Genomic DNA, 12,003 nt, shown 5'->3' on the forward strand with positions numbered 1-12,003 from the left:
CATGCACTCCCCCCCGCTGCAATGCGCACGGCACGCTCGCGCGTGCGGGGAATGATGGCCTCTAGTAAAGCCAGGCCGGGCCGGGTCTGGAAGGAGGGAGGGCGGGCAGGGGCCCGGGCGCCTCAGGAGCTGGTGGCCTCGCGAGGGAGCCAGACGATGAAGCGCACTCCGCCGCCGGTGCGGGACTCCACCGTGAGCCGGCCGCCGTGGGCCAGGGCAATCTGCCGGGCGATGTAGAGCCCCAGCCCCAGGCCATCCGGGCTCGCGGCGCGGCCCCGGCGGAAGGGCTCGAAGAGGGCGGCGTGCTCCTCGGCGGGCACCACCAGCCCGTCGTTGTGGACGGAGAGGGTGACGCCTCCCACCGTGCCGGACAGCCGCAGCAGCACGGGGGCGTCCTCGGGGCCGTGCTGGAGGACACTCCCCAGCAGGTTGTCCGCGAGCTGCGCCAGCCGGGGCGCGTCCCACCGCCCGTGCAAATCCCCCTCGGACTCCAGCTGAATCGCGCGCCCGGGGTGCGCCAGCCGGCGCTCCTCCACCACCCGCTCCACCACCAGGTCCAGCACGCCCGGCTCCGGCCGGACCACCAGCCCGCCGGCCAGCCGCTCCCGGGTGAAGTCGAGCAGCTCGTGGATCATCCGCTCCATGCGCCGGGCCGCCTGGGCCATGTGGCCCACCAGCCGCCGCTGGGGCTCCTCCATCCCGCCCAGGCGCTGCAGGGCGCCGGTGCCCAGCTGGATGGACTGCAGCGGCGTGCGCAGGTCCGTGCCGATGACGCCCAGCAACTGGTCCCGGAAGTGGTCCGTCCGGGCCACGCGCTCCTCGGAGGCCTTGCGGCTGCTGATGTCCCAGATGGCCACCAGCCGTGCCGGTTGGCCCTCCCACGTCACGTCCTTCGCCAGCACCTCCACGGGGACGCGCTGGCCGTCGACGCGCACGCACACGACTTCGTACGGCGTCTCCACCCCGCGGCTCATCGCCCCGAGCACCGTCTGGCGGAACTCCGGCGCCACCCACTCGGACAAATCCCGGCCCCGCATCTGCGAGGGCGAGGTGAGCCCCAGCAGGGTCGCCACCGCGCGGTTGGCCTCGAGGACCTTGCCGTTGATGTGCAGGAAGTGCCCGTCGCACGCCACGTCCGCGAGGCTGCGCATGTGCGCCTCGCGCTCGCGCACCCGCTGCTCCTCGCGCACGCGCTCCGTCTCGTCGCGCACCCACAACACCACACCCGCCAGCGCGCCGCCATTCAGCGCGGGCGACGTGCCCACCCTCAAATGCCGCTCTCCCGCCGAGGCCGCCAGCGCGCCATACACCGGCGCCTCCGTCACGTCCTCGCCCGCCAACGCGCGGGCCAGCAGGGGGGACAGCGCGGGCGCCACCTGGGGCCACAACTCCAGCAGCGGACGGCCCACGTGCGCGCGGGGCTCCTGGCCCGACAGCGCCGCCATCGCCGCATTCACCCAGACCGGCCGGAGCTCTCTGTCCAGGAGGGCCACGCCACAACCCGCGGCGTTGAGCAACGCGCCAAGGAAGGGCCTCGACTCCTCGGGCGCGGCCGACGAGGGCGCGCCATCAGGGAGCCAGTGGAGCAGGGACTGCGGCATGTTCAGGTCGTCCGGATAACGCGGGCTTGTCCCGCGTCACACCGAGTATACCCCTTACCAGGGCCCGCTGGAAATACCGGTTTACCCTGGACTGCGGGACGAGAAGACGACCTGGAAAGTTGGCTGCCGGACGGGCAGCCAGACGTCAGTGCTCCTTCAGCTCGCGGCGCATCTGCTCCAGCTGGGTGCGGATGCTGCCGTCATACAGGATGCTGCCGACCTGCGCGGACACGCCGCCCAGGATGGACGGGTCCACGCGCGTCTCCAGGATGACGTTGCGCTGGGTGAGCTGCTGCAGCTGCTGCTGGATGCGGGCCAGGGCGTCGGCCTGCAGCGGGGTGGCGGTGGTGACGTGGCCCCGGACGCGGCCGGCACGGGCATCCGCCATGTCGCCGAAGAGGCGGGCGATGTCGGTGAGGTAGTTGAGGCGGCTGCGGTCCACCAGCAGGCGCAGGGTGCTGGCCAGGATGGGGTCCGCCCCACCGGGGAGGGCCTTCATCACACCCTCCACCACCTGGGTGCGCTGGCTGCGGGAGTAGGCGGGGTTGAGGAGCACGTCCGTCAGCTCCGGGCTCTTCGCGAAGACCTGGGCGAAGGCGGTGAGCTGCTCGGCGACGGCTTCGGTACGGCCGGCCTCCGAGGCAACGTCGAGGAGCGCACGGGCGTAGCGGCGGGCGATGGACACGTTCACCATGACGGGGGCGCCCTTAGCATGGTGCCCTGGCCCGGGCAACGGCCGTGGCACCCGCCCTCTCCGTGACGGGAAGGACGGCCCGGAGGGCGGGGAGGCGTCAAGTACACCGGGGGTATGGGAAATAGGGGACTTGGCGAGGTGGCCGGAAGGCCCGTAGCGTGGTGTCCTGACCGCCCCCATGCACGACCCCGTCATCGGCATCGACCTGGGTACCACCAATAGCGCCGTGGCGACCGTCGAGGACGGACGCGCGCGGCTCATCCCCTCGCGCGCCGGTGGCCGGCTGACGCCCTCCGTGGTGGGAATGACGAAGTCGGGCGAGCGCGTGGTGGGCCATGCCGCGCAGGCGCTCGGGGAGGAACATCCCGACGCGGTGGTCTGGGCCACCAAGCGTTTCCTGGGGCGGCGCTACACGCCGGAACTGGTGCAGCAGGCGAAGGCGACGGTGCCCTATCCGCTGGTGGCGGGGCCGTCGGGCGACGTGCGCGTGAAGCTGGGCGGACGGGTGATGCCCGTCACCCAGGTGTCCGCGATGATTCTGGGTGAGCTGGCGCTGGACGCGCAGGCGCACTTCGGACGTCCCGTCTCCAAGTGCGTGATTACGGTGCCCGCCAACTTCGACGACAACCAGCGCCAGGCCACGCGCGAGGCGGCGACGATTGCCGGGCTGGACGTGGTGCGGCTGGTGAACGAGCCCACCGCGGCGGCGCTGGCCTACGGCCTGTCACGCGGCTTCGAGGGCAACGCGCTGGTGTTCGACCTCGGCGGCGGCACCTTCGACGTTTCGATTCTGGAGGTGAAGGCCGGCGTCTTCGAGGTGCGCGCCACCGGTGGAGACCCGAGGCTGGGCGGAGAGGACTTCGACCAGCGCATCGTCCAGTGGCTGCTGGCGCAGGTGGACGATGAGATGCGGCACGTGGTGTCGCAGGACGCGCAGAGCCTGCGCCGCCTGAAGGTGGCCGCCGAGGCCGCCAAGCGCACCCTCACCGAGGCGGACGAGGCCAGCGTCTCCGTGTCCGGGCTGGGCGACCACGCCACCAGCGGCCGGCGCCTGACGGAGCTGGAGACGGTGCTGACGCGCTCCTTCTTCGAGACGCTGTCCGAGCCGCTCTCGCGCCGCTGCCTGGAGGTGTGCCAGGGGGTGATGCGCGAGGCGAAGATGGACCCTCGCTCGGTGGACGTGGTGCTGCTGGTGGGCGGCATGACGCGCGTGCCGCTGATTCGGCGGCTGGTGGCGGACTTCTTCGGCCGCGCGCCGTCCACGGACGTGCACCCGGACGAGGCCGTCGCCCTGGGCGCGGCGGTGCAGGCGGACGAACTGCTGCGCCAGTCCGGCCAGGCGCTGCTGCTGGACGTGGCCAGCCAGAGCCTGGGCGTGGGCGTGCTGGGCGGGCGCGTGAAGCGGCTCATCGCGAAGAACACCGGCGTGCCGGTGGTGGCGCGTGACATCTTCTTCCCCGGGACTGCCGGGCAGAACGAGGCGCGCATCCCCGTGTACCAGGGGGAGAGCGACTTCCAGGATGAGAACCACAAGCTGGGCGAGGTGGTGCTGAAGAACCTGCACGTGGCCGCGCGCGGCGACGTGCCCCTGGAAGTCGTCTTCGAGCTGTCCAGCGAGGGCATCCTCGCGGTGAAGGCCACGGACCTGACCACCGGCAACATGGAACTGGTGCGCCTGGAGGCGCGGCCGGGCATGCCGCAGGGCGAGGCGGAGAAGCTGGGCGCGGAGCAGGCCCACTACGCGCAGAGCCAGGGCGTGGTGGACGCCAGGCGCGCGGAGGACCTGTTCCGCAAGCTGCTGGAGCGCGGTGACAAGCTGGCGCGGATGCTCCAGAAGAGCGCGCAGGAGAACCCCAGCCCGGAGGCCCAGGCCGCCGTGGGCACCGTGCAGCAGTTGCTGGACGGCGGGCGCACCGCGCTCCAGAGCGGGGACGCCGCGCAGTGCGCCTCGATTGCAAGGCAGCTCACGCAACTGCTGTCTGGCCGGCAGGAGCCCCGCGCCTGAGCGTCCAGACCCGAACGCTGGCCCGCCAGGCCCGTGGTTGTCCCTTCTCTTCCTTCCTATCCGTGAGCCCATGACCGTCCCCCCCTCCGCCGCGCGCGACACCGTGTTCGTGGTGGACGACTCCCGTACCGCCCGGGAGGTGGTGCGCCTGCACCTGGCGCGGCTGGGCTGCGAGGCCGTGGCGATGGAGGGCGGCGAGGCGTGCCTGGCGGAGCTGGCGCGGCGCGCGCCCTCGCTCATCCTCCTGGATTTGCGCATGGAGCGCATGCAGGGCGACGAGGTGTGCCGCCTCGTGAAGGCGCACCCCGCGGGCCGCAACGTGCCCGTCATCATGTTCACCTCCGCGGGCGAGCCGCACGAGGTGATGCACTGCTGGCGCGCGGGCGCGGACGACTTCTTGCCCAAGCCCGTGGCGCTGGAGGCGCTGGAGGCGAAGCTGGCCGCGGTGCGCGCGGCGCGGGAGCGGGGACAGGGCGTCCCTCGCGGGCGCCGCGTGCTGCTGGTGGAGGGCGGGCGCTTCCTGCACACCTTCCTGGGCGGAGCGCTGGAGCAGGAGGGCCTGCACGTGCTCTACGCGCGCGACGCCGAGGACGCCGCGCGTCTGGCCGCGCTGCACGGCGCGCAACTGGACGGCTTCGTGGTGGACGTGTCCCGCACGCCCCGTGAGGCGCTGGGGCTGGCCACGAAGCTGCGCGAGGTGCATGCGCGCAAGCCGCTGGTGCTGCTGTCGCGCGCGGAGGAGTCCGCGGACGTGCTCACCCGGGCCCAGGCGGTGTCGGGCGCGCCGCTGCTGGAGAAGCGTCACCTGGGCGCGGACGAGCTGCTGGGCAAGGTGCTGGGGCGGCTGATACCGGGGCTCGTCCCGCTGCGCGCCGCGGAGCGCGTGCCCTTCTTCACCGTGGTGGAGTTCGCCACCGCGGGCGGCGCGGCCATGTCCGGCTTCAGCCACGACGCCAGCCCGGAGGGCCTCTTCGTGCGCACCCTCACCCCCGCGCGCGAGGGTGCACGGCTGTCTTTGAAGGTCCTGCTCGCCGGCCAGCGCACGCCCTGCACCGCGGAGGCGACGGTGGCCTGGGCCAACCCGCCGCACCCCCAGGGCCCCTTCCGCGCTCCCGCCGGCATGGGCCTGCGCCTGGAGCGCATGGACTCGTCGCTCACCCAGCAGTTCGTCCGCTTCGTGCCGCGGACCCTCGGTTTTCCGCTCTCGGGTTCCCCGCGCGTCTCAGGTTTCTGAGAGGCCCCCTGTCTCGCAAACCCCTGGAAACCCCGGGGCCCGGGCTCCCGTGTGCCCTGGCATGGGCGTGGCAAAGCGTGGGCGGCCGCTGGTGCAGGCATGGACGTCAGGTCCGCGCCGCCAGTGGGGCCGATGATGAAGCGGGAGGGTTCGATGCGGCAGTGGAAACGCTATGGATGGGTGGGACTGGCGTTGGTGGCGGCGGGCTGCGGCAGTAGCTCGAAGACTTCGGGAGTCACGAACGAGCCGGTGCAGTCGGCGGCGAAGCTGGAGTCCTTCGCCGGCTGCGAGGACCTGGAGCAGTTCATCGAGGACAGCGCGACGAAGCAGATGCGCGCCTCGCTGGAGTCGCTCAAGAACAACGGCGGAGGCTGGGGCTACGGGGGCCTTCCCCGCGGGGGCGACATGGCGGACGGCGCGCCGCCGGGCGCTCCCACTCCGACGGAGGACGCCGCGGGAGGCGGCAGCTCCGGGCCGAACGACTCCACGGACACCAACAACCAGGTGGAGGGCGTGCACGAGGCGGACTTCGTGCAGAACGACGGCACGCGCATCTTCGTGCTGTCCGGCCCCCGGCTGTACATCCACCGCTCGTGGCCGGCGGAGCAATTGGTGCGCACGGCGGCGCTGGAGGTGGAGGGCTGGCCTCGGGAGATGCTCCTGGACAAGGAGCGCAACCGGCTGGTCATCACCTCGCAGGTGTATGAGCAGCGGCCGGGCAAGCCCACGCTGACGGGTGGCGGTGGCGGTGTCGCGGAGCCCGCCATCGACTGCGCGGGCTTCGGGTGCGGCTACTACTACGGCGACACTCTGAAGGTGACGGTGGTGGACGTGGCGGACCTCGCCGCGCCGAAGGTCGTGGAGCAGGTGTACCTGCCCGGCGGCTACCTCAACGCGCGGCGCGTGGAGGGCGCGGTGCGGCTGGTGCTGTCGGACCAGTTCCGCTGGCCGGAGGACGTGCGCTTCTACCCCGAGTACTCGCGAGACCTCTACGAGGACAAGGACAAGCTGGCGGACGTGGTGGACGCGCTCATCGCCAAGAACGAGAAGCTCATCCGCGAGCAGGCGCTGGAGGACTGGCTGCCCGGTGGACGGCGCGTGGACGCGGCGGGGCACACCGCGCCGCTGACGTATTCGTGCACGGACTTCTTCCACGCCAACGCGCCCACGGGCCTGGGCTTCGTGACGGTGCTGTCCATGAACCTGGACGCGGACGCGGCCAATGCGGCACCGCGCCGCACCAGCGTGGTGACGTCGCCGGGTGAAGTCTACGCGTCGAAGGACTCGCTCTACATGGCCACCGGTCACTGGTGGTGGTGGCCGGAGGTGGGGCAGTCGGACTTCACGTACCTGCACAAGTTCGACATCCGCGAGCCGGGCAAGGCCACCTACGTGGGCAGCGGCACCATGGAAGGCCACATCGCCAACCAGTTCTCCATGGACGAGCACGAGGGCGTGCTGCGCGTCGCCACCACCGTGAGCACCCGGACCGTGGACCTGCAGAACCAGAACTGGTGGCGCTTCGACACCGTCAGCCGCGTCGTCACCTTCCACGAGCAGGAAGGGAAGCTGGAGGAATTGGGGCGCACGGAGAATCTGGCGCCGGGTGAGAGCATCTTCAGCGCGCGCTTCGTGGGCAAGAAGGGCTACGTCGTCACCTTCCGGCAGACGGACCCGCTCTTCACCTTCGACCTGAGTGACGCGGCCCACCCGCGCAAGGTGGGCGAGCTCAAGGTGCTGGGCTTCTCCACGTACATCCACCCGATTGGCGACACGCACCTGCTCACCCTGGGCGAGCAGCGGGACGAGACGGGCGGCTGGAACAGCCGCGCCCTCAAGGTGACGCTGTTCGACGTGACGGACCTGGCGAACCCGAAGGAGGCCTTCACCCAGACGGTCGGCACGGCGAGCAGCTACAGCGAGGCGCTCTACGAGCACAAGGCCTTCAACTACTTCGCGGCCAAGGGGCTGCTGGCCATTCCCTTCACGGACTGGAGCTACGACTACAACGACTACTGGTCCAGCTTCCGCAGCGAGCTGCGCGTGTTCCGCGTGGACACCGCCACCGGCATCACCCCGGTGGGCGCGCTGTCGATGAAGGACGTGTACCAGACGTTCAACCAGCGCGGCTGGTCCTGGTACTGGTCGCCCATGGTGCGCCGCAGCGTCATGGCGGATGACTACGTCTACGCCATCACCGACGGCGGCCTGCGCGTGGCGAAGGTGGATGCGCTCCAGACGCCGCTCGCCACGTCGCTGTTCCAGCCGCCGATGGTGCCCTGATGAAGCTCGCGCAGTGGATGATGGCCGCGCTTCTCGTGGGCTCGGTGGGGTGCGGTACCGAGGCCACGCGGGAGCCGGAGCCACTGCCCGACACGGTGGTCCAGGCCGCCTCGGAGGACCCCCGCCTGCCCGAGAGCGAGGTGCGCAGGTTGACCCTCACCGACCTGCCCGGGGGCTGCAAGGTGGCCGCCACCTGTGGCGACCTGGTGGGCGTCGACTGCGGGGCCGAGGTGGACGGGCCGTACTACTACGTGGAGAAGCCCACGGGGCGCATCGTCGAGTACTGCGGTGGGGCGTGCATGATGGGGCCGTCCCCGGACAGCCCGTATTGCCGTCACTGCCCGCCGCTCGGGTGGACCTGCAGGGGCTTTCCGTAGCCGTCCCGTGACGAGGCTGGACCCGCCCTCCCCGGTCAGGTTGGGGAGCGGCGGGGCGTCACAAGCGGGGAGCGCATTCTCTGTCGGAAGGCGCTATAGGCGCGCCTGCCATGACCATCGCCGCGACTTCGTCCCAGCCCGTGAAGACCTACCGCACGGAGCTCCGCGAGCTGAGCCGGCTGGCGGTCCCCATCGCGATTGCGCAGGGCGGCCAGGCGCTCATGGGCCTGGTGGACACGCTGGTGGTGGGGCGGGCGGGAACGTCCGCGCTGGCGTCGGTGGGCCTGGGCAACGGCCTCTTCTTCGCCGTGAGCGGCTTCGGCATGGGGCTGATGATGGGCTTCGACCCGCTCCTGTCCCAGGCCATTGGCGCGCGCCACTTCGACCGGGCGCGGGCGCTCTTGTGGCAGGGCGGGTGGATGTCGCTGTTCGCGGGCGTGGCGCTGTTCGCGCTGATGTTGTTGACGCCGTTGCTGTTGCCACTGGCGGGCATTGCCCCCGAGCAGGTGGACGGCGCGCGGGACTACCTGTTGTGGCGCGGGCCCAGCATGCCGCTGATGCTGGCCTTCTTGACGATGCGCTCGTACCTCCAGTCCACGGCCTTCACCCGGCCGCTGGTGGTGGCCACGGTGGCGGCGAACGTCCTCAACCTGTTCGCGGACATCCTGCTGGTGTTCGGCGGGGCGGACCTGCCGGCGTACTTCGGGCCGCTGCGCGCGGTGCCGGCGATGGGCGTGGCGGGCTCGGCGCTGGCCACGTCGCTGTGCACGGGGCTGCAATTGCTCATCGTGCTCTGGTCGGTGCGGGCACGCGGGCTGGAGGGCACGGCGCGGCCCACGCGCAGGCCGGTGTGGGCGGACCTGGCGCAGGCGGCGCGGGTGGGCATTCCGATTGGCCTCCACATCACCGCGGAGATTGGCGTCTTCACCCTGGCGGGCGTGCTGGCGGGAGGTCTGGGCGCGGCGAGCGTGGGGGCGCACCAGATTGCCATCTCCTTCGCGAGCGTCACCTTCACGGTGGCCATGGGCATTGGCAACGCGGGCAGCGTGCGGGTGGGCTGGGCGGTGGGAGCGCACAACACGCCGCAGGCGCGGGTGAGCGGCTTCACCGCCTTCGCGGGCGGCGCGGGCTTCATGGCGCTGGGGGGACTGGTGTTCGCCCTCTTCCCGCATGCGCTGGCGAAGCTGGCCGGGGCGCCGGAGGACGTCTTCCCCCTGGTGGTGCCGCTGTTGATGGTGAGCGCCGTGTTCCAGGTGTTCGACGGCGTGCAGGGCGTGGGCGCGGGCGTGCTGCGCGGCGCGGGCGACACGCGCTTCACCTTCATCGCCAACATGGTGGGGCACTACGCCATTGGACTGCCGCTGACGCTGCTCCTGGGCTTCGGCCTGGGCCTGGGCGTGGTGGGCATCTGGTGGGGCCTGTGCGCGGGGCTCGTCTCGGTGGCGGTGGCGCTCTTGTGGCGCTTCAACCGGCTGAGCGCCGGTACGCTGCGCCCGCTGGAGGCGTAGGCGCGTACCGGCGCGGCCCGCCGCGCTACCAGGGCAGGTACTGCTGAATCATCTGCCGCCACACGGGCCAGTCGTGGGTGCCGCCCTGCCACACGGCGAGGTGGTTGCCGATGCCCTTCTTCCACAGGAGGCTGGAGAGGTTCTCATTGGAGGGGCGGCAGAAGTCGTGCTCGCCCACCGCGAGCACCATCTCCACGCGCTGCAGGGCGGACAGCTGCGCGGCGTCGTTGAGGCCGTGCAGCCACTGCGTGCAGGAGTGGAAGTAGACCTCCGGGTCGTGGTGGCCGTCGAGGAACTCGTCCGTCTCGAACTTGCCGCCCATGGAGATGAGGCGGCGGAAGACGTGCGGGTGGCGCAGGCCCACGTTGTACGAGTGGAAGCCGCCGAAGCTGCACCCGGCGAGGGTGAGGCGGCCGCCGGTGCCGCGGCGGGTGAGCAGCGGCACCACCTCGTGGAGGAGGTAGTCCTCCCACTGCTGGTGACGCATGACGCGGTCATGCGGGGGGATGGACTTGTTGAACCAGGACTCCTCGTCGACGGAGTCCGGACACACCACGATGTAGCGGCCGGACTGGATGCGGTCGGCGATGGCGCCGATGAGGCCGAAGTCCTCGGCCTGGTAGAAGCGGCCCTTGCTCGTGGGCAGCAGCAGCACCGGCTCGCCCGAGTGGCCGAAGAGGAGCACCTCCATGTCCCGGTGCAGGCGCTCGCTGTACCAGCGGTGGTATTCGCGGTTCATGCGCGGGAACTTAACCGCGTTGCGTCAAAGGCAAGCAAGGGAGTGCGCCGCGCGTGGCCGGGGGGCGCGGGAGTGAACATCCGGCTCAGGGGAGCGCCCGCCGTACGATTTCGAGCCCGGACCGCATGGCGGCGCGTGTGGAACCCGCGAAGCCGAAGACGAGCCCGCCATGGCCGGTGGCTCCGAACTTCGAGAGCGGTTGGACCTCGATGCGCGAGCGGGCGCACTTCGCGGCCACCGCGCGGTCGTCCAGGCGCGCCTTGAAGAAGCCGGCGACATGCATGCCGGCCCTCGCCGGACCGAAGTCCAGACTGTCAGCGAGGACCTTCGCTTCCTCCAGGAAGGCCCGGCGCCGTTCATCGTAGACGGCGCGCGTCTTTCGCAGATGGCGCGCCAGGTGCCCTTCCTGGATGAACGCCGCGAGCACGCCTTGCGTGAGCAGGGCGGTGTGTCCGTCGGCGACGTGCTTCGCGTCGACGAAGGCGCCGACGAGTGGCTCCGGCACGATGGCGTAGGCAATCCTCAGTCCGGGGAAGAGGATTTTGTTGAAGCTGCCCACGTAGATGACCCGCCCATCTCCATCCATGCCTTGCAGGGACGCGAGCGGTCGGCCTTCGTAGCGGTAGTCGCCGTCGTAGTCGTCTTCGACGATGTATGCGTCCTGCTCGCGGGCCCAGCCGAGCAGCGCCTTCCTGCGCTCGAGCGACATCTCGTAGCCCAGCGGATACTGGTGCGCCGGGGTGACGTACGCCAGGCGCGCACGTGGCGCGAGCCGCTGGCCGGCGGCGACGTCGAGGCCGTGTTCGTCGACGGGCACCTGGATGACTTCCAGTCCCACCGCGCGCAGGCAGTGCTGCACGGGCTGGTATCCCGGCACCTCGGCCCAGGCGCTGTCACCAGGGTCGGCCAGCGCCTTTCCGGCGAGCTCCACGGCCTGCTGTGTGCTCGTCACCACGACCACCTGTTCGGGAGAACAGGCCACGGCCCGCATGGCGGAGGCGTGCGCGGCGATGGCCTCGCGCAGGGCCGGCAGGCCGTTGCTCGCGCCGTAGGCCCAGTAGGCGCTGCCGGGCCGGGCCGCCTCGCGGTTGAGGAGGCGATTCCAGACGGCGCGCGGAAACAGCTCGAAGGGCGGGAGCGAGGGAGTGAACGGCACCGCCTTGAGGGGTTGATAGTGGCCGGGATAGCTCCGCAGCGCCGTGGCGCGTCTGGACAAGCGCCGTTCCGTTCCGGCCGCCTTCGATGGGGCCACGCGCCTCGGTGTCAGCGGAGGCGCGTCGTGTTCGGGAAGGTGGGGGGCCACGAAGCTGCCCGCGCCCGGCGCCGGACGATGTAGCCCTCGGCCACCAATTGGCCGAGCGCCCAGTCCACGGTGTTCCTCGCCACGCCGAAGTCCTTCGCGAGCGTCCGGCTCGAAGGCAGGCGCGCATTCAGGACGAGCGCCCCGCTCCGGATGGCGGTGCGGATTCTGTCGCAGATGCGTGCGTAGGCGGGCTGGCCCGGCGCGGCTTCGAGACCGGCGACATCGACCGAGAAGATGGAAACGGCATGTTTGGCCATCA

At 71.2% G+C, this 12,003-nt stretch carries 10 protein-coding genes; 5 read left to right on the forward strand and 5 right to left on the reverse strand.

All coding sequences use genetic code 11. The features are described from left to right. Positions 1 to 122: 122 nt before the first annotated feature. A complete protein-coding gene (locus OV427_RS24225) occupies positions 123 to 1,601 on the reverse strand; it encodes a PAS domain-containing sensor histidine kinase (protein WP_267858532.1) in 1,479 nt (492 codons plus the stop codon). 145 nt (positions 1,602 to 1,746) lie between these two features. Further along, positions 1,747 to 2,295 carry an ATP synthase F1 subunit delta gene (gene atpH, locus OV427_RS24230; RefSeq protein WP_267858533.1) on the reverse strand — a complete coding sequence of 183 codons (549 nt, stop codon included), beginning with the start codon at positions 2,293 to 2,295 and terminating at the stop codon, positions 1,747 to 1,749. 178 nt (positions 2,296 to 2,473) lie between these two features. Here atpH and OV427_RS24235 point away from each other — a divergent pair, with 178 nt between their 5' ends. The 5 genes from OV427_RS24235 (at position 2,474) to OV427_RS24255 (ending at position 9,702) form a co-directional block, all read left to right on the forward strand. Further along, positions 2,474 to 4,300, forward strand: coding sequence for an Hsp70 family protein (locus tag OV427_RS24235; protein ID WP_267858534.1), 1,827 nt, complete (start codon positions 2,474 to 2,476; stop codon positions 4,298 to 4,300). A 70-nt stretch (positions 4,301 to 4,370) separates the two neighbouring features. Continuing rightward, entirely contained in the window at positions 4,371 to 5,534 is a 1,164-nt protein-coding gene (locus OV427_RS24240; protein ID WP_267858535.1) for a TIGR02266 family protein, read from the forward strand. A 153-nt stretch (positions 5,535 to 5,687) separates the two neighbouring features. Then, entirely contained in the window at positions 5,688 to 7,817 is a 2,130-nt protein-coding gene (locus tag OV427_RS24245; RefSeq protein ID WP_267858536.1) for a beta-propeller domain-containing protein, read from the forward strand. After that, positions 7,817 to 8,194: a hypothetical protein gene (locus OV427_RS24250; RefSeq protein ID WP_267858537.1), complete on the forward strand. Its 378-nt coding sequence runs from the start codon at positions 7,817 to 7,819 to the stop codon at positions 8,192 to 8,194. Before OV427_RS24245 ends, OV427_RS24250 begins: the two co-directional genes overlap by 1 nt. Positions 8,195 to 8,304: 110 nt before the next feature. Then, positions 8,305 to 9,702, forward strand: coding sequence for an MATE family efflux transporter (locus OV427_RS24255; protein ID WP_267858538.1), 1,398 nt, complete (start codon positions 8,305 to 8,307; stop codon positions 9,700 to 9,702). A gap of 25 nt (positions 9,703 to 9,727) precedes the next feature. Here the strand turns inward: OV427_RS24255 and OV427_RS24260 are convergent, their stop codons facing one another. From OV427_RS24260 to OV427_RS24270, 3 genes are all read right to left on the reverse strand, one after another. Further along, a complete protein-coding gene (locus tag OV427_RS24260) occupies positions 9,728 to 10,441 on the reverse strand; it encodes an esterase family protein (RefSeq protein WP_267858539.1) in 714 nt (237 codons plus the stop codon). 85 nt (positions 10,442 to 10,526) lie between these two features. Then, positions 10,527 to 11,657, reverse strand: coding sequence for a PLP-dependent aminotransferase family protein (locus tag OV427_RS24265; protein WP_267858540.1), 1,131 nt, complete (start codon positions 11,655 to 11,657; stop codon positions 10,527 to 10,529). A gap of 47 nt (positions 11,658 to 11,704) precedes the next feature. Continuing rightward, positions 11,705 to 12,001 (reverse strand): GntR family transcriptional regulator, encoded by a 297-nt coding sequence (locus tag OV427_RS24270; protein WP_267858541.1) that lies wholly within the window; start codon positions 11,999 to 12,001, stop codon positions 11,705 to 11,707. Positions 12,002 to 12,003 lie beyond the last annotated feature (2 nt).

The sequence above is a fragment of the Pyxidicoccus sp. MSG2 genome, assembly GCF_026626705.1.
Classification (GTDB): domain Bacteria; phylum Myxococcota; class Myxococcia; order Myxococcales; family Myxococcaceae; genus Myxococcus.